General features: G+C 63.3%; 13 protein-coding genes. 10 read left to right on the top strand and 3 right to left on the bottom strand.

Translation table 11 applies throughout. The features are described 5' to 3' along the window. The first annotated feature begins 195 nt into the window (after positions 1 to 195). Positions 196 to 1497, top strand: coding sequence for an adenylate/guanylate cyclase domain-containing protein (locus VGO12_RS08000; RefSeq protein ID WP_327512193.1), 1302 nt, complete (start codon positions 196 to 198; stop codon positions 1495 to 1497). A gap of 9 nt (positions 1498 to 1506) precedes the next feature. Here the strand turns inward: VGO12_RS08000 and VGO12_RS07995 are convergent, their stop codons facing one another. Both VGO12_RS07995 and VGO12_RS07990 read right to left on the bottom strand, forming a co-directional pair. Further along, entirely contained in the window at positions 1507 to 3441 is a 1935-nt protein-coding gene (locus tag VGO12_RS07995) for a DUF5054 domain-containing protein (RefSeq protein ID WP_327512192.1), read from the bottom strand. A gap of 11 nt (positions 3442 to 3452) precedes the next feature. Beyond that, on the bottom strand, positions 3453 to 4493 hold the full coding sequence (locus tag VGO12_RS07990; protein WP_327512191.1) for a LacI family DNA-binding transcriptional regulator: 1041 nt from the start codon (positions 4491 to 4493) through the stop codon (positions 3453 to 3455). Between the two features lie 227 nt (positions 4494 to 4720). Here VGO12_RS07990 and VGO12_RS07985 point away from each other — a divergent pair, with 227 nt between their 5' ends. From VGO12_RS07985 to VGO12_RS07955, 7 genes are all read left to right on the top strand, one after another. Continuing rightward, positions 4721 to 6082: an extracellular solute-binding protein gene (locus tag VGO12_RS07985; RefSeq protein WP_327512190.1), complete on the top strand. Its 1362-nt coding sequence runs from the start codon at positions 4721 to 4723 to the stop codon at positions 6080 to 6082. Positions 6083 to 6201: 119 nt separating this feature from the next. Continuing rightward, positions 6202 to 7110 (top strand): sugar ABC transporter permease, encoded by a 909-nt coding sequence (locus tag VGO12_RS07980; protein WP_327512189.1) that lies wholly within the window; start codon positions 6202 to 6204, stop codon positions 7108 to 7110. Continuing rightward, positions 7110 to 7940 carry a carbohydrate ABC transporter permease gene (locus VGO12_RS07975; protein ID WP_327512222.1) on the top strand — a complete coding sequence of 277 codons (831 nt, stop codon included), beginning with the start codon at positions 7110 to 7112 and terminating at the stop codon, positions 7938 to 7940. The genes VGO12_RS07980 and VGO12_RS07975 overlap by 1 nt, the downstream gene beginning before the upstream one ends. A 14-nt stretch (positions 7941 to 7954) precedes the next feature. Beyond that, on the top strand, positions 7955 to 9058 hold the full coding sequence (locus VGO12_RS07970; protein WP_327512188.1) for an ABC transporter ATP-binding protein: 1104 nt from the start codon (positions 7955 to 7957) through the stop codon (positions 9056 to 9058). 7 nt (positions 9059 to 9065) lie between these two features. Next, positions 9066 to 10469, top strand: coding sequence for a CehA/McbA family metallohydrolase (locus tag VGO12_RS07965; RefSeq protein ID WP_327512187.1), 1404 nt, complete (start codon positions 9066 to 9068; stop codon positions 10467 to 10469). Between the two features lie 192 nt (positions 10470 to 10661). Further along, on the top strand, positions 10662 to 14042 hold the full coding sequence (locus VGO12_RS07960; RefSeq protein ID WP_327512186.1) for a hybrid sensor histidine kinase/response regulator: 3381 nt from the start codon (positions 10662 to 10664) through the stop codon (positions 14040 to 14042). Beyond that, positions 14035 to 14952, top strand: a complete 918-nt coding sequence (locus tag VGO12_RS07955; protein WP_327512185.1) for a response regulator transcription factor — start codon at positions 14035 to 14037, stop codon at positions 14950 to 14952. The genes VGO12_RS07960 and VGO12_RS07955 overlap by 8 nt, the downstream gene beginning before the upstream one ends. Positions 14953 to 14976: 24 nt before the next feature. Here the strand turns inward: VGO12_RS07955 and VGO12_RS07950 are convergent, their stop codons facing one another. Then, positions 14977 to 15681, bottom strand: a complete 705-nt coding sequence (locus VGO12_RS07950) for an invasion associated locus B family protein (protein WP_327512184.1) — start codon at positions 15679 to 15681, stop codon at positions 14977 to 14979. Between the two features lie 146 nt (positions 15682 to 15827). Between VGO12_RS07950 and VGO12_RS07945 the strand changes: the two genes are divergently transcribed. Together VGO12_RS07945 and VGO12_RS07940 are read left to right on the top strand one after the other, a co-directional pair. Continuing rightward, the gene (locus VGO12_RS07945) at positions 15828 to 16184 is read left to right on the top strand and encodes a hypothetical protein (RefSeq protein ID WP_327512183.1); all 357 of its coding nucleotides are present in this window, start codon (positions 15828 to 15830) and stop codon (positions 16182 to 16184) included. Positions 16185 to 16525: 341 nt separating this feature from the next. Continuing rightward, positions 16526 to 17371 (top strand): CsgG/HfaB family protein, encoded by an 846-nt coding sequence (locus VGO12_RS07940; RefSeq protein ID WP_327512182.1) that lies wholly within the window; start codon positions 16526 to 16528, stop codon positions 17369 to 17371. The last annotated feature ends 262 nt before the right edge of the window (positions 17372 to 17633 follow it).

Here is a 17633-nt window from a genome sequence, read left to right as displayed (position 1 = left end):
GCGCAGAGGCCGGCGGCACGCGTACCCCTTGACCTTACCAGCGTTGTAACCCCTAGAACCCGGAGTGCCCAACGCGCGAGACGCAAGCGTAAGCGCCACAGAATAGACGCGAATCGACTGTCAACAACGCAGACAGTCGATAGCAAGGTCATGGTGGTCAGGGTCAGGATGTTTCAGATCTCAGGGCCGACACGCATGACGTCTTCACTGCACCCCCAATGGGATTTCGCCCGCGAGATGCGGTCGATCGTACTGCGTTTCGTCGCCTTTTCGATCCTGCTTGCAAACCTCCTGCTTGGCGGCAACGAAGGCGCCGAGCAGATGCACTGGATCGTCGTCGCCAGCTATCTCGCCATCAGTGTCGCCTCGGTGGCGACGGCGCGCTTTCTTCCCGGGCGATCCTGGCTGAAGACCTTCTTCGTCGTACTCGACGCACTCCTGGTCGCGCTTTTGCTTTCGGCGCACATTCTCGCCGGGCCGGTCACCGAAAACCACAATCTGACGACCACAAGCCTCGTCGTCGCCTTCATCCTGCTCGTCCATGTCGGACTGAAACTCGAGCGGCGGCTGGTGCTGATCTTCTCAGGCATTGTGCTGACCGCCTGGGTCGCCATGCTCGCGACAACCGCCGCGCGGCACCAGGCTGCCGGAACGTGGTCGCTGATCGGGTCGTTCTTCAACCAGGACCTCGGGCTCACCGTCAGCTTCGGTTTCACCGCCTTTGCCATCTATCTTCTTGCGCGCGATCACGATCGCACCCGCAAGGAGGCGCTGAAGGCCGATCAACGACGCCAGAACCTCTCCCGGTTCTTTTCACCGCTGGTGGTCTCGGCCCTGCAGGAAAAGGGCGACGTGCTCGGCCTTGAACGTCGCGATGCGGCGATCATGTTCGTGGACCTGCGGGATTTCACCCGGTTTTCCGAGACCGCGCCCGCCCCCGAACTCGCCTTCGTTCTGGCCGAGTATCGTCAGCTGGTCTCGCAGACGATCTTCGAGCACGGCGGCACGGTCGACAAGTTTATCGGCGACGGCGTGATGGCTGTGTTCGGCCAGCCACGTCCGATGGACGACGACGCCGACCGGGCGATGGCCTGCGCCCTTGACCTCGTCGATGCCCTCAACGACTGGAAGAACCACAATGCGCGGAATGGCCATCCGGCGCTCGACGCCGGCATCGGCCTGCATTACGGCAAGGTGGTCGGCGGTGTGCTCGACAGCGGTTGCCACAGCGAGTTCACCGTCATCGGCGATGCCGTCAACGTCGCCCAGCGGCTGGAAAGCCTGTCCAAGACACTGGACGCGCCGCTGGTGGTGTCGGCCGCGCTGATGGCGCGCCTCGGCGCTTCCGTTCCATCCGCCAACTGGCAGGCACAGAACGACGTCTCGCTGCCCGGTCGCAGGCTGCCCGTCGATGTCTGGTATCTGCCCCGCGAAGCGGAAGCGAAACAAGGCGGGTCTGCCGCCGCGCCGGACATAGCGTTCAGTTCCGGGGCTTGAGAGCCCTGGTCATCGGCCGCCGAGACCGAGCCTGAAGCGCGTGCTGAAGTCGCCGCCCCACCACATCGGGAAGTTCGTGCCCCATTTGTTGTTGTGGATGTTGAAGCGGACCCCTTGCGAATAGTCGGGCAGATCCTTGCAGAACGCCATGAACGGCCATGACTGCGGTGCAACGAGCGGCGTGTCGAGGTTTGCGACCGTCAGTTCTGCGCCATCCTCCGTTTGCCCGCGCACGGCGGTGACCGCCTGGAGCTGGGCGCCGCCGGCGGCAACGAAATTGTCTGTCTGGTGCCAAAGTCCCATCTTGCGCACGCTCCACTCGGACCGACCCTCCGGCGTGAATGACAGGAAGCTTGCTTCCGGCATGCGGTTGGCGTTTTTACCGTAGAGCGTCAGCCGGATGTCGAGGCCTTCCTTGCCGGCGGAAAAGTCGATGGCGATTTCGGCCGGTGCACCCAATTGCTCCACAGCCTCGGTCGGCATTTCTGCGACGATGGATGTCGCCGTCGTTCCGAGAAGCCTCGGAGCATAGGTCTGGGAGCGGGCCTCGGCGACATTGGCAAGACCGGGCTTGTCGTGATCAAGCACAGCCCAGTCCATCCATTGCGTCAGGTAGGTGTCCATGTGACGCCGCACGTCGCCGGCATCATAGCTTTCGTAGCGGTAGGCGATCAGCGAGCCGTTGGCACCTCGCACGGTCCGGCCGTCCGGCGCGGTCAAGGCGATCACATCGCCTGTTGCCGGATCAAGGTCGATGATCCAGCCGCCCACCTGCAGCCGACCGGCAGAATTCACGGGCTCGGGACGCGGCGGCGCGGCAAGCTCGACCAGCGCCGTTGCCGCGCGCACGGCATCCTCACCGTCGAGCTCGGACAGGGCCTGGTCGAGATAGGCGCGCTGCTCGGCCCAAGAGGCCTCGGTGTACTGGAAGCGCTGGTCCGTTTCGCGCGCGGTCTTGAAAGCGGGCCGCGCCCAGGCCCTTTCGTCGCGCAGGAACGATTTGATGTCGACGCCGCAGGTGTGTTCGGCCACCAGCGCCAGCTTGCGTCCGAACGCCTGCCGGCTTGCCGTCAACCGCTCTTCGGCGAAGCCGTCGTAAAGCCGCTGCAGTGCGAGATAGCGGGCGATCTTTTCCGGGTCGCTGCCGCTGCCGTGGATCCAGCTGTCGCCGAGTTCCTTCTCCACGACGGGGAAACGTTCGCGCGCGTGCCACATCAGCGCGCCGTAATCCTCGAGCGTCGCGGCACGGACGGTCGCGCCCGGCTCATGCTTCAGGATCTCGCGATAGGCTTCCGCCGTCTGCGACACGCTCTGCGGGCCGATATTGTCGCTGGTATGGGCGAAGCTCAGCCCGTCCGACAGGCCCTCCGGAAAGTAGGTCTCGCCGTAGGAGCGCTGATACATGACGACGATTTCTTCGCCGCCGGGCGCCCGCCAACGGAAAACGTCAGGGATTTCCGGCGGCGGCGAGGCCGAGTTGACGCCGATGTGCAGGAAGCGAATGCCGGCTTCGGCAAGCAAGGGCACCATGCCGAGCGTATGGCCGGGCACGTCGGTCATCTTGGCGGCCATCGTCTTCAGGCCGAAGCGGCGATCGAGTTCCTGCGCATAGGAAAGCCCCGCCTTGAAGAGGTCGGGCGACATCAGTTCCGTATGGGTGGTGAATGGCAGCGCATGCCAGCGGATCAGGCCCCGCTCGATCGCCTGCTCGAGCCGGGCAACCTCTTCCTTCGAGCGTGAATTCAGGTGGTCCCAGATCAACCAAGCGCCAGTCGTCCAGACGAACAGCGGTTCTTCCGGGTTCTCGTTGTAGAAGTGCGCACCGGTGTCGATCGCCTGCGGAATGAAGCGCTCGTGATATTGCTGCCGTATCTTCTCGGCGTGATCGGTGAAGCCGATATCGAGATGGGTCTTGAAGACGACGTGGATGCGCTTTTCGGTCATGGTCACTACCTTCAGCCGACGGTGCCCCGCACGATCAAGCGGGTATTGAGTGTTTCGGTAAGCGGCGCGGCATCGGGTGCGCGAAGCCGCATCAGGATCAGGCGCACGAGCGCGCGCACGCGCTCCTCGAGGTCGATGCGCACGGTGGTGAGGTTGTAGCTCTTCCAGTGCGCCTGCGGGATGTCGTCAAAGCCGACGACCTTGACGTCGTCAGGCACGGACAGGCCAAGTTCGTGGCGCAGCGCATCGATCGCGCCAAAGGCGCCGACGTCGTTGGCCGCAAAGATCGCGTCGGCCCCTTCGCCGATCCGGAAGAGATCGAGCGTCGCCTGGTAGGCGGTGTCATAGGTGTAGTCGCCGGCAAGCACGACCGGCGGGTCCATGCCGCGCTCATTAAGCGTCTCCCTGAGCGTGCGTTCGCGCTCGGCATTGGCAAGCGATTGCGCCTTGCCGCCGAGATAGGCGATCCGGCGCGCGCCATAGCCCTGCAGCAGCGCCACCGCCTGCTCGATGCCGTTCTTCTGCCGGACGAGCAGCCGGTCGTAAAGCGTGCCGGAGGCAGCACCTGCGAACTGCTTGACGTCGTCGTAGATGACGTAGATCGGCACGGCGCGATCGAGAAAGCTGCACAGCACATCCGGCAGGATGTTCTCGGTAAAGGCGATCACCGAATCCGGGTTGAAGCCGCGCATGTAGGTGAGCAGCCGTGGGTCCATGCTGAAATCGGCCTTGGCCTTGAAAAGCAGCGTCGCGAAGCCTTCCGCCTGCAACGCCGTGGTCAGCGCATCGATCTCCTGGCTCTCCCAGGGGCTGCAGACATCTGGCACGATCATGCCGACGAGATGCGAGCGGCCTGTCACCAGCGAGCGCGCGGCCATGTCGGGCGTATAGTTCAGCGCGCGCGCCACCTGGAGAATGCGATCCCGCTTTTCCGGCTTCAACGACGCGTTCGGATTGAAGGCGCGGGACACCGCCACGCGGGAGACATTGGCCTCGCGCGCCACCTGGTCCGCGGTGGCTCTTGCAGTCTTCTTGTCGGCGCGATCGTTCATCTATCCGTCACAAAATGAAAACGTGTTCATTCACAGATGAGGGCAATGCGGGGATTTCGTCAAGCGGAATAAGCGTTCCAGCAAATATTGCAAAAAGAACGCTTGGATCGTGTTGACAAAAATGAAAGCGTGTTCATTCTTGATCCGTCGAGACGCCGGACCTGGAGGAGGGCCGGACCGTCGCACCAGACATCGGGTCTTCAAAAGGACCACCGGGAGGAGAAAACATGCGCACCAGGTTTCATTCCCTATTGCTCGGCGCCGCAGCGGCCATTGCCATTGCAGCACCCGTGAGCGCCACCGAACTCAACATCACCTGCCGCTGCGTCATCGGCGGCGTGAACAGCGGCATGGCCGAATGGATCGAGAACAAGGTCATTCCGGCCTTCACCGAGAAAATGAAGGCCGAAGGCAAGGACGTCACCGTCAAGCTCACCCAGTTCGGCGGCGAGGACGAGCAACTGACGCAGCAACTCGCGCTCGACTTTTCGACCGGCGCCGGCCCGGACGTCTCGGGCTTTGACGGCTTCCTGATCCCGAGCTTCGTGCAGGGCAATCTCCTGAAGTCGCTCGAGGAGGTAGCCGGCCCCGACGCTGCCAAGTGGGATGGCTGGCAGCATATTTCCGACGGCACCAAGGCGCTGATGAGCTACCAGGGCAAGCCTTACGGCATTGCGCTCGGCACGGATGCCCGGATGATCTTCGTGCGCAAGGACCTGTTCAAGGCGGCCGGGCTCGATGCCGACAACTGGCAGCCGAAATCCTGGGAGGAACTGCTCGATGCCGCCCGCAAGATCAAGGCGGCAGCACCTGACAGTTTCCCGCTGCAGCTGAACGCCGGCGTCTCCATGGGCGAGGCGACGACCATGCAGGGCTACTGGATGGCGCTGCTCGGAACCGGCGAGCAGGTCACCGACGACAGCGGCAAATATATCGTCTCGAGCCAGGGCATCCTCGACACGCTGAAGCTCTACAAGACCATCTATGTCGACGACAAACTCGGCGACCAGCGCGCCCAGCTTCTGGCCGACGGCCGCAACCGCACCTTCGCCAACTTCCGCGACGGCAAGACCGCGATGCTGGTGGAAGGCGACTGGTTCTACCGCTCTGTGACCGCACCGGGCGCCGAATTCGCCGTCGCCGATCGCGACAACACCATGACCTGGAAGAAGATGCCCGCCACGGCACCGGGCAAGGGCCTGCGCGGCCAGGACTTCGTCACGATGTCCGGCGGCACCGGCTTCGTCATCAATCCGCATACGGACGCGCCTGCCGAATCCTGGGCGCTGCTCTCGTTCATGAACAGCAAGGAACAGCTCGACGCGTTCCAGGAAATCCAGCCGGCGATCCGCATCCGCGACGACGTGGCGATCCCGAACTCGCCGTTCCTGACGGAAACGGCGACGACGCTGCTGCCGATCACCACGGCGCGTCCGAACGACGCCAACTACAACAAGGTCTCGACCGAGATCCAGCGCATGACCGAAAGCGTCGTCTCCGGCGAACTCTCGCCCGAGGATGCGATGGCCCAGTACAAGGCAGCCGTCATCGCCATCGTCGGCGAGGAAAACACCGTCAGCACGCTCTAAGGAAAGCGGCGGGATGCGGCCGCGAAAGCGCCGCCATCCTGCAGCCGACCCCGCGACCAGATCACCCGGCAGGTTTGCCTGCCGGGTGCCCGATCCAGGATAAGGGCCATGACATCAGCATGAAGACATTCTCTCTGCTTTCGACGCGCGCCGGCGCGCTCTTCCTGGCACCGGCCTCGGCCCTCGTCGGGGTGTTCGTCATCATCCCTTTCTTCTGGGTGATCTTCGTTTCCTTCACCAACCGGACGCTGCTCGGGCGGACGGCCGTCGATCCGGACTTTGTCGGGCTGCAGAACTACGTCGCGCTCTTCAATCCGGCGACCTTCTTCACCCGCGGCCAGTTCGGCTTCTCGCTGATACTGACGATCCAGTTCGTGCTGCTCTCGGCCTTGATCGGTCAGGCGCTTTTGGGACTGCTGCTTGCCTGGCTCAGCCAGTCGGTGACGCCGACGCTCAAATCCTTCCTGCAGACGGCCGTCATCGCCGCCTGGATCCTGCCGGAAGTGGTGATCGGCTTTGCCTGGTTCGCCTTCCTCGATTACGACAACGGCACGCTCAACATGATCCTGCGCGGCCTCGGCCTGCCACCCGGCGACTGGCTTTTGCAGCAGCCCTTCTGGGTGATCGTGTTCTTCAACACCTGGCGGGGTGCGGCCTTCTCGATGATGCTGTTCAACTCGGCCTTCCAGTCGATCCCGCCGAGCTATTTCCAGGCGGCCGACGTTGCCGGCGCCACCTCCTGGCAGAAACTGCGCGACATCGCGCTGCCCTTGATCCGCGGCCATGTGGTGACCGATCTCATTCTCATCACCATGTGGACCTTCAACGTCTTCACGCCGTTCCTGCTCACCCATGGCGGGCCGTCCTATCGCACCGAGATCCTGTCGATCTACACCTACCGGGTCGCTTTCAAGGACTTCGAGTTCGGAAAGGGTGCCGCCGTCGGCGTCGTCATCATGCTGATCAACCTGGCATTCGCGCTCGTCTATCTCCGCCTTGCCCACAAGAAGCCGGTGGAGGCGGAATGATGCGAAAGGCTCCCAACATCTTCGTTCGGCGCACGATCTTCTCGGCCGCCGCCACCTTCCTCGGCACGGTCTTTGCGCTGCCGCTCGTCTGGTTCGTTTTCGCACCCTTCAACGCCCGCGCCGAGCTCGGGCTTGCGATCCCCTCGCCCTTCACATTGTCCAACTTCGCGACCGTCTTCCAGAACACCTTCGCCATGCAGGCCTTGCTCAACAGTCTGATCCAGGCGGCCGGCGGCGTGGTGCTGGTCGGCGGAGCGGCAACGCTTGCGGCCTATGCGCTCTCGCGCTCGCCCATTCCAGGCAAGGGCGCCGTCACCTACATCCTGCTGCTGTTCTCATCCGTCGTTTCGGGCTCGGCGGCCATGGTGCCGATCTTCCTGATCATCTCGGCGGCAGGCCTGATCGACACGCATCTCGCCGTCATCCTCGTCTTTGCCGGCGGGCTGCTGCCGACCGCGATGTTCATTCTCAGGGATTTCATCGACGCCATTCCACGGTCCTACGAGGAAAGCGCCATGGTCGCCGGCGCCTCGCCGCTTCAAGCCTTCTTCGATGTCGCGCTGCCGGTCATCAGGCCAGGCATCGTCGTGGTCGTCGTCTGGGCCTTCGTCAACATCTGGGGCAGCTTCCTCATCCCCTTCATCCTGTTGCGCAGCGACAAGCTGATGCCGGCATCCGTCGCGATCTACTCCTTCTACTCGGAAGCGGGCACGCCGATCGTCACGCTGCTGGCTGCCTATTCGCTGATCTATTCGCTGCCCGTCATCGCCCTTTATCTCTTCGTGAATTGGAAATTCGGTTTCCGGTTCTTCGGTGGCATCAAGTCGTAATCGGAAATCCTGTCATGGCCTCTGTCGAATTCCAGAACATCTCCAAGAGCTTCGGCGCCTTCGTCGCGGTGCCCGACATCAGCTTTCAGATCGCCGATGGCGAGTTCATCTGCCTGCTCGGGCCGTCGGGCTGCGGCAAGACAACCAGTCTGCGCATGATTGCCGGCCTTGAAACGCCAAGCTCCGGCCGGGTGATGATCGGCGGCCGCGACGTCACCTACCTGCATCCGAAGGATCGCGGGATTTCGATGGTCTTCCAGGACTATGCGCTCTACCCGCACATGAACATCGCCGACAACATCGCCTATCCCTTGAAAGTGCGCGGCGAACAGGAGACCAAACGTCACGCCCGCGCCAAGGAAGTGGCGGATGTCCTGAAGATCGGCGATCTCCTGAAGCGGTTGCCGAGCCAGATTTCCGGCGGCCAGCAGCAGCGCACGTCGCTGGCGCGCGCGCTGGTCTATCCGAGCGAGGTCTACCTGTTCGACGAACCGCTTTCGAACCTCGACGCCAAGCTGCGCCTCGAAGCCCGCGGCTTCCTCAACCATCTGCAGCGCGACATGGGCATGACCGCCGTATACGTCACCCACGACCAGGCCGAAGCCATGGCGCTTGCGACCCGCATCGCCGTGATGGACAAGGGCCGGATCGTGCAGTTCGCCCCGCCGATCGAAATTTACCGCCGGCCGGCGACCACCTTCGTCGCCAACTTCGTCGGCAATCCGCCGATGAACCTTGTCCCCGTTGAAGCCGCGATTGGAGAGGGAGCGCTGCATCTGCGGGCCGACGGCCTGCAGCTGGCGCCGATCGCGCCCACCGACGCGATCGCCAGGGCGGCGAAGTCAGGCAGGATGACGCTTGGTGTGCGCCCGGAGCACCTGCGCATCGCAGGCCAGGGCGACGAGAACGTCCTTTCCGGCGAACTCTTCGCCAACGAGAACATGGGGCCGGAAAGCCTCGTCACGCTCGAGCGCGCCGACAATGGCCGGGTCACGGCGCGCATCTTCACCGACGACGAGATCAAGGTCGGGACCACCGTACAGCTTGCCTTCGACGCCAGACACATCACCCTCTTCGACGACAGCGGCGCGCGCATTCCAGCCGCCGACGAGCGCTGAGACCGACATGCTGGAAATCGCCCTGCGGATCACCCGCGCGCATCAGGCCGCCGATCCCTATTTCTACGTGCCATTCGATGTGCCCGAGGGGGTCACGCGGATCGACGTGACGCTCCGCTATCCAAAATCCGAGCAGGCAATCATCGACCTCGGTGCGCTCGACCCGCGCGCCACCGACTACCCGACCGAACAGGGCTTTCGCGGCTGGAGCGGCGGCGCCCGTGACCGGTTCTTCATCGCCACCGACGACGCCACGCCCGGCTATATCCATGGCGAGATTGCATCCGGACGATGGCGCATCATGCTCGGCCTCTACAAGATCCCCGCGGACGGCGCCGACGTGCTGGTGACCGTCGCGTTCGACCGCGGCCCGCGCGTGATCACGCCGCAGCCGGTTCGCCAGTTTCCGGTGCGCAAGGGCGCCGGCTGGTACCGAGGCGACCTGCACTGCCACACGTTCCACTCGGATGCGGCCGGCTCGCCTGAGCTGTTGCACGCCGCCGCGCGGCAGGCAGGGCTCGACTTCCTCGCGGTTGCCGACCACAACACCGTCACCCAGCGGCGCTATTTCCATCCGCATTCATCCGCCGATCTGGTCTTCGTCCGCGCGATGGAAATCACCACGGCCGTCGGGCACGCCAACGTCTTCGGCGTCGACGACTGGATCGATTTCCGCATGACGAAACCCGAGCACGCCCACATGCTCGAACGCCTTGTGCACGCGCGCGGCGGACTGCTGTCGATCAACCACGACAAGCCGACCATCCCCTGGGATTACGACCTGCCGAAGATCGACTGCATGGAAGTCTGGCAGTCCCACTGGCTGGCGTGGAACTGGGTGTCGCTGGAGCGCTACCAGCAGCGGCTGGCTTCCGGCCTCGAGATCTCGGCGATCGGCGGCAGCGACTTTCACCAGCCGGCGCGACTGATGCCCGAGGGACCGCTGGTGCTTGCACGTCCGACGACGGTGCTGTGGCTCGATGAACTCTCAGAGGACGCCGTGCTCGCCGCGATGAAATCCGGCCGCGGCTACGTGACGGAAAGCCCGACCGGGCCGCATCTGGAACTGACCGCAAACGGCCACCCCATGGGATCGACGATCACCGGCCCGGTGACGGGGGAAACCTTGGTTCGTGGCGCCAGGGGCGACAGGCTCCTGTGGCTCGACGCCTCCGGCGTTGTCAGTGAACAGACGATCGAGACAGACGACTGGACCGGCCGCTATTCGGGCGCGCCCGAGCGTTTCCTGCGCACGGAGATCGTGGCGGTGGAGAGCCGCAACGCAATCGTCGATGCGTTCCGTGACGCGCATGCGGGCAAGAACCTGCCGTGGCAGCTTTCCGAAGATGACCTCACCAGCCGGATCATCCGGCGCGCGATCAGCAATCCGATCTATTGCCGCCCCACCTGAGAGCCGCATCGATCAAGAGCGTCCGATACCTCCGACTGAGCGCGCTGGTTTGGCCCGCAGCAATAGCCGAAACCGGATGTCTCACATTTCTTTGCTGCAATGCACGTTTTATCGATTGCAGCAATTTTAAGCAGAAAACTTCCGTGCTAAGAAAAAAGGCAGAGGCTCCCTTGAAGGCACGTTAGGAACCCCATGGCGGCACGCCAGCGCATCATTCCCGTCAGGCGTGAATACAATCGCTGGGTCGCCAACCAGACGCTGGAAGACTATGCGCTGCGCTTCACCGCCAAGAGCGCCCGGCGCTTCTCCTCCGAGCGGATCTCCCAGACAGCCATTGGCGCGATTTCCTTTCTGGCGCTCGAAGCCATCGGCGGCGCCATCACCATGTCCTATGGCACCACCAACGCGATTGTCGCGATCCTGGTCGCCAGCCTGATGATCCTTGCAGTCGGTCTGCCGATCAGCCGTTATGCCATTCGCCACGGCGTCGACATCGACCTGCTGACCCGCGGCGCCAGCTTCGGCTATATCGGCTCGACGCTGACCTCGTTGATCTATGCGAGCTTCACCTTCATCCTCTTTGCGATCGAAGCGTCGATCATGTCCGGCGCGCTCGAACTGGCGCTCGGCATCCCCTTGTGGATCGGCTATATCATCAGCGCCGTCATGGTCATTCCGCTCGTCACCCACGGCGTCCGGCTGATCAGCAAATTCCAGCTGGTGACCCAGCCCTTCTGGATCGTGCTCAACATCCTGCCCTTCGTCTTCATCGCCTTTGCGGATTGGGAGAAGGTCGGCACCTGGCTTGCCTATTCGGGCATTCACCACGCGTCCGGGCCGCCGGGCACGATCGCACAGTTCGACCTCGTCGAATTCGGTGCGGCGTCGGCCGTGATCTTCGCCTTGATGGCGCAGATCGGCGAGCAGGTCGACTTCCTGCGTTTTTTGCCTCCGGACGGGCAGCGCAAATTGCATCATCGCATTGCCGTCTTCCTCGCCGGCTCCGGCTGGGTGATCGTCGGCGCGCCGAAACTGCTGGCCGGCTCCTTCCTCGTGGTGCTCGCGCTTTCGGCCGGGGTACCCTCGACCAGGGCCGCCGATCCGGCGCAGATGTATTGCACCGCCTTCGGCTACATGATCCCGTCGGAGACGGCAGCGCTGCTGCTGATGGTCGCCTTCGTGGTCGTGTCGCAGCTGAAGATCAACGTGATGAACGCGTATGCCGGGTCGCTTGCCTGGTCGAACTTCTTCTCGCGCCTCACCCACAGCCATCCAGGCCGCGTCGTCTGGCTGGTGTTCAACGTCGCGATCGCGCTGCTTCTGATGGAGCTCGGGATCTACCGGCTGCTCGAAGAAACCCTCGGCGTCTTCTCGATCATCGCCATGGCCTGGCTCTGCACGATCTCGGCCGACCTCTTCGTCAACAAGCCGCTCGGCCTGTCGCCCCCCGGCATCGAGTTCAAGCGGGCGCATCTGTACGACATCAACCCGGTCGGGCTTGGCGCCATGGCGATCTCGGCGACGGTAGCGCTGACGGCGCATTTCGGCGCCTTCGGCGAAATCGCCGCCTCGCTCGCGCCCTATATCGCCCTCGTCGTCGCATTCGTCGCTTCGCCGTCGATCGCCTGGCTGACCGACGGCAAATTCTACCTCGCACGGAAGCCGCGCAGGAGCTGGGCCAACCAGACCGAGATCACCTGCTCGATCTGCGAGCACCCGTTCGAGCCGGAGGACATGGCCTGGTGCCCGGCCTATGCCGCACCGATCTGTTCGCTCTGCTGTTCGCTCGACAGCCGCTGCCACGATATGTGCAAGCCAAAGGCGCGCTTCAACGCCCAGGTCGCGAGCGTCGCCAACACCCTGCTGCCGCGCACGATCACGGAGAAGCTGGCAACCCGCCTCGGCCGCTATGCGATCTCGGCTGTGCTCTCGATCGCCGGCATCGGCCTGATCCTGGCGATGATCGCGCATCAGACTTCAGGGAGTTCTCCGGAGACCGCCAGCGTCATCGAGCGCACAATTGCCGTGGTCTTCTTCGTCTTCGCCGTACTCGCCGGCATCGTCTCGTGGTTTTATGTGCTCGCCCACGACAGCCGCGTGGTCGCCGAGGAGGAATCCTCGCGCCAGAACACGCTGCTGCTGAAGGAAATCGCCGCCCACAAGAAGACCGACGCCGCGCTGCAGCAGGCAAAGGAAACGGCGGAGGCCGCCAACCGCGCCAAAAGCCGCTACGTCGTCGGCCTCAGCCATGAGCTGAGGACGCCGCTCAATGCCGTGCTCGGCTACGCCCAGGTGCTGGAGCGCGACGAAACCATTCCGCCGGCGCGCCAGGGTGCCATCAAGGTGATCAAGCGCAGCGCCGACCACCTCTCCGGCCTGATCGACGGCCTGCTGGACATTTCCAAGATCGAGGCCGGCAAGTTGCAGGTCTATTCCAACGAGATCAACATCCACGACTTCCTCGACCAGATCGTCGACATGTTCCAGCCGCAAGCACAGGCCAAGGGCATTTCCTTCGACCATGAGCGCGCCGCGAGCCTGCCGCGCTATGTGCGGACTGACGAGAAGCGACTGCGCCAGATCCTCGTCAACCTGCTCTCCAACGCGCTGAAGTTCACCGAGCGCGGCGGCATCCGTTTCGGCGTCGCCTATCGCAGCCAGGTCGCGACCTTCACGGTTTCAGACAGCGGCCGCGGCATCGGCGAAAAAGACCTGCCGCGCATCTTCGATCCCTTCCAGCGCGGCGAGGCGGAACATCTCGGCAGCATGCCCGGCCTCGGTCTCGGCCTGACGATCACCCGGCTCCTGACCCAGACACTCGGCGGCGAAATCGCTGTCACGAGCACGCTTGGCGAAGGCACGAGCTTCCGCGTCCGGCTGATGCTGTCGGCGGTCGACCGCCCCGCGCCGGCCGCCCCTGTCCGACGCATCACGTCCTATCTTGGCCCGCGGCGCACGCTTGTCGTCGTCGACGACAATGCCGACCACCGCGACCTGATGCGCGAGATTCTCGTGCCCATGGATTTCAGCGTTCTCGCCGTGCCGTCCGCCGCCGACTGTCTCACGCTCACCGACGACCTTGCGCCCGATCTTTTCTTCATCGACATCTCGATGCCCGGCATGAGCGGCTGGGAACTTGTGGACCGGCTGCGCGAGAAGGCGCAGACGGCGCCGATCATCATGCTGTCGGCCAATATCGGCGACGGCTCGGCGACGGCCGCCTTCCACCGCCACGACGACACGCTCGCCAAGCCTTTCGCCATCGGCCAGCTCGCCGACAAGCTTTCGCTGCATCTGGGCCTGACCTGGGTTCACGAAGGCGAGGAAAAACAAGCGCCCGTCATGCCGGCGGCCAAACCGATGACGCGCCCCGACGACCATCACCTCGAGGAACTCATCCGCCTCGGCGAGATCGGATATGTCAGGGGCATCGAGGCCAAACTGACGGAAATCGACCTCGAATCCGAGCATCAACCCTTCGTCGCGGCGGCGCGCGCCTACGTGCAGGCCTTCGACCTCGCCGGCTACGACGCATTTCTGAGGAACGACATGGGAGGAGACGCCCGTGGCTGAGACCTACGATCGCCGCGACATCGTCCTGCTCGTCGACGATTCGCCCGAGGCGCTCGGCTTCCTGACCGAGGCTCTGGAGAAATCCGGCTACTCCGTGCTGATTGCAACGTCCGGCAATGCAGCTCTCTCGATCGCAGAACGCATCACGCCGGATGTCATTCTTCTGGATGCGGTCATGCCGGGTCTGGACGGCTTCGAAACCTGCCGGCGCCTCAAGGCCAACGCCGCCGTCGGCCAGACGCCCGTGCTCTTCATGACCGGGCTGACCGAGACCGAGCACGTGGTGCGGGCGCTCGAGGCTGGCGGCGTCGACTATCTGACCAAGCCGATCAACATCGATGAACTCAGGGCGCGCATCCGCGTCCACCTTTCGAACGCCCGGTCGGCCCAGAGCGCGCGCGTCGCGCTCGATGCCGCCGGCCGCCACCTTCTGGCGGTGCGGGCCGATGGCGGCGTGTGCTGGTCGACGCCGCAGGCGACCCGGCTGGTCAATGCCGCAACCGGACGCGACGACGGTCTGGCGACGGTGACGCGGCGCATTGCCGGCTGGATGGACAAACGCGAGACGACGGCGCGCGACGTCAGCTTCGCGCTCGACCAACCGGGCGGATCGGGCCTGCAGATATCCTATCTCGGCGCCATCGGCCCGAACGAATATCTCTTCCGGCTGACGGCCGAAAACCGCCTGACCGATGACGAGATGCTGCGCCAGCATTTCGCCCTCACCCAGCGCGAATCCGAAGTGCTGCTCTGGATCGCCAAGGGCAAGGCGAACCGGGATATCGGCGAAATCCTCGGCCTGAGCGCCCGAACCGTGACGAAACACCTGGAGCAGATCTACGTGAAGCTCGGCGTCGAGAACCGCGCCTCGGCCGCCGTCAAGGCGACGCAGGTTCTACACGGCCTTTGACCCACGGCACGCTTGCAAAAAGGATCAGTTTGCCGGTTTGGGCGCGGGCAACCGCGCGCTCAGCGCCGCCTGCGCATCGGCAAAACCGGAAAGCGACAGCGCGATCGGGATCGCCTTGCCTTCGGGCGTCATAACGGTGACCGTCGCTTCCGCCTTGGCCGCCATCGAATCGATCAGCGCCTGTTCGGCCGGTCCCTCGATCAGGCAGCCCTGAGGCGTGCAGCGGCTGACCGCCATCGTCGCGCCATAACCGTCCTTGACCTTCAGTTTGACGCCGTCCTTGAGCGCAATGCCGAGAGGAACGGCCATCTGCATCGCGACCGACTTGCCGTCGGGCCGATAGGCCAGGCTCAGGACAAGAATGGCCTGCTTGCCGTCGGGCGACAGCGTGCTGGACGAGATCTGGCAACGCACCGGCTGCTTGTCGAGCTCGACACATTGCAGCTCCCACTGCTTGAACCGGTTGGCCGCGGCCTTCTGCGGCTCGGCGGGCTTGGCCTTCTGCTCGGCTGCCGGGCGCGTATTGGCGCGTCCGGCCGGCGCACCGATGATCGCGCCATTGCCGTCTGCGGTCGGATCGATAAGGATCGGCGCGCCGGTCGTCGAGCGCTCGGCCGGCGTCGAAAACAGGGGCGCGGTCGAGTTCTGAGCCGCAAGCGGCGCAGCAAGCGAGAGCAGGGCCACAGCCGTCAGCCCGAACAGAACTGGCTTCGCATTCCTCGACGTCATCCGCATGCCTCCAATATATCTTCTCGGGAATTGTCTTTCATGGAACATTACCCGAGTCAAACTGCGCGTCCTCATTGTGGTTTTATGAAGAAATGCCTATGGATCATGTTTAATCGACAGTCTCATCCTTGGTGGAAAAGATGAAAATGACCTCAACGTCCTGCGTACGGATTGCTGCCCTCCTGAGCCTGTCGTTGCTGGTCCACACGGGCGCCGCCGCCCAGGCCTATGTCGATCAGGTCAACCGCGGCGTCGGCAATGGCGCCTATGTCGAGCAGATGCCGGCGGGCGCGAAACCTGCGACACAGAAGCAGACTTCACCAAATAAAACAAAACCTTACAGCCAATCATCGAGGTCCGCAAAGCCGGGAAAAGCGAGCGCCGCGCAGGCGGCAGGCGCGGACATCGTGCCGACTGTGGGCACCGGCTCCTCGGCCGTTGTCACGCTCAGCGCCGGCGAACTGGAATGGCCGACCGTTGGTCGCGGAACCGTCAACCGATAATCCACAACATGCGCTGTTGCATGGTTACCATCACGTTAACCAGTTTGTCGTAAACCGCATCTTTTTGGGGCAAATTCCCCAATTCACCCAAAAATGGGACTGCTAACCCATAAAACTTCAGTGGTAGGGAAGCAGTGCAATAATTCGCGTGGGCTAGCTGGGGCTACGGTCGGGCCAGGCGGATCTCTGAGGATATTTAGACAGTACAATAGTGCCTTACCTTGGAAACTATAGTTTCCGAGAGGGGCTGGTTGCGCGTTTATATTTCCGATCGATCCTCGGTCGGAAGACGACGACCTATGGCTTGCGCCACGACGTGGCCGCGACCAAACGGGGGAACGATGAAGGTCAAACTGGCAGCTCTTTGTATCGCGGGTGGGCTCCTTGCCGGATGTCAAAGCGGACAACAACTCGACACACCGGCGGCGACCCTGACGGCGCCGACGAAGACAACGCCAAAGGTTCGGGCAATCCCCCTTCCTGCCATCCCCGTCGACGTCGCCGTCTACGATTTCCCGGATCTGACCGGCCAGGCCAAGCCGAACGAAAGCTTCGCCGAGTATAGCCGCGCGGTCACCCAGGGCGGCTCCGCGATCCTGGTGGATGTCCTGAAGAAGACCGGCGGCGGCCAGTGGTTCCGCGTCGTCGAGCGCTCGGGCCTGAAGAACCTGGTGCAGGAGCGCACGCTGATTGAAAACACCCAGCGCGCCTACGGCCGCGCCAGCGGCCTGCCTCCCGTCCGCTTCGCCGGCCTGCTGCTTGAAGGTGGCATCGTCGGCTACGATTCCAATGAACTGACGGGCGGCGCCGGTGCGCGCTACCTCGGCATCGGCGGCGACGTGCAGTACCGATCCGACGTCGTCACGGTAAACCTGCGCGCCGTCAGCGTGCAGACCGGCGAAGTGCTGGCATCCACGACGACGACCAAACAGATCTACTCCGTCCAGGTCAGGGCGGGCGCCTACAAGTTCGCGACGGCGGACGAGCTGCTTGAGATCGAACTTGGGCAGTCGCGCAACGATCCCGGCTCGCTCGCCGTGCGCGAAGGCATCGAACTGGCCGTCTACTCCTTGACCGTCGATGGCGTTCGCCAGGGGCTGTGGCACCTGAAGGATCCTGCACGCGAGCCGGAGTTCATTCGCGATTACGACGAGAAGTACGGAAACATCTCGCTTCCGTCTTCATGACAGAATCACCAGTACAAGTAAGATTTAAATAGAGTCTATTTCCAGAATGCGCGGCAATGAATCAGAAACGATTCACTGTCGCGCATTTTTTATTTGAGAGATCCCACGAATTAATCGACCCAATTTTGGTTGTTTCTATTTTGTTGATTAACTATTACTTAATCAATCCGTATTGGCGCCTTGTACCGACACAAGACGCGATGGTATTAAACGAATTGTTAACGCTCTAATTGAGTGCGGCGCTTCGGAGCGACCAAGACGC

Origin of the sequence: Ensifer sp. (genome assembly GCF_035999135.1) — a bacterium.
Taxonomy (GTDB): Bacteria; Pseudomonadota; Alphaproteobacteria; order Rhizobiales; family Rhizobiaceae; genus Ensifer.
The sequence above is the reverse complement of the archived record's forward strand: the minus strand, read 5'-3'. Positions and strand labels throughout refer to the sequence as shown.

What these genes read in the sequence shown, in the direction of transcription:
- VGO12_RS08000 (WP_327512193.1), top strand. Translation starts at nt 196, where the DNA reads ATGACGTCTTCACTGCACCCCCAATGGGATTTCGCCCGCGAGATGCGG.
- VGO12_RS07985 (WP_327512190.1), top strand. Translation starts at nt 4,721, where the DNA reads ATGCGCACCAGGTTTCATTCCCTATTGCTCGGCGCCGCAGCGGCCATT.
- VGO12_RS07975 (WP_327512222.1), top strand. Translation starts at nt 7,110, where the DNA reads ATGCGAAAGGCTCCCAACATCTTCGTTCGGCGCACGATCTTCTCGGCC.
- VGO12_RS07940 (WP_327512182.1), top strand. Translation starts at nt 16,526, where the DNA reads ATGAAGGTCAAACTGGCAGCTCTTTGTATCGCGGGTGGGCTCCTTGCC.
- VGO12_RS07990 (WP_327512191.1), bottom strand. Translation starts at nt 4,493, where the DNA reads ATGAACGATCGCGCCGACAAGAAGACTGCAAGAGCCACCGCGGACCAG.
- VGO12_RS07950 (WP_327512184.1), bottom strand. Translation starts at nt 15,681, where the DNA reads ATGACGTCGAGGAATGCGAAGCCAGTTCTGTTCGGGCTGACGGCTGTG.
- VGO12_RS07980 (WP_327512189.1), top strand. Translation starts at nt 6,202, where the DNA reads ATGAAGACATTCTCTCTGCTTTCGACGCGCGCCGGCGCGCTCTTCCTG.
- VGO12_RS07970 (WP_327512188.1), top strand. Translation starts at nt 7,955, where the DNA reads ATGGCCTCTGTCGAATTCCAGAACATCTCCAAGAGCTTCGGCGCCTTC.
- VGO12_RS07960 (WP_327512186.1), top strand. Translation starts at nt 10,662, where the DNA reads ATGGCGGCACGCCAGCGCATCATTCCCGTCAGGCGTGAATACAATCGC.
- VGO12_RS07965 (WP_327512187.1), top strand. Translation starts at nt 9,066, where the DNA reads ATGCTGGAAATCGCCCTGCGGATCACCCGCGCGCATCAGGCCGCCGAT.
- VGO12_RS07945 (WP_327512183.1), top strand. Translation starts at nt 15,828, where the DNA reads ATGACCTCAACGTCCTGCGTACGGATTGCTGCCCTCCTGAGCCTGTCG.
- VGO12_RS07995 (WP_327512192.1), bottom strand. Translation starts at nt 3,441, where the DNA reads ATGACCGAAAAGCGCATCCACGTCGTCTTCAAGACCCATCTCGATATC.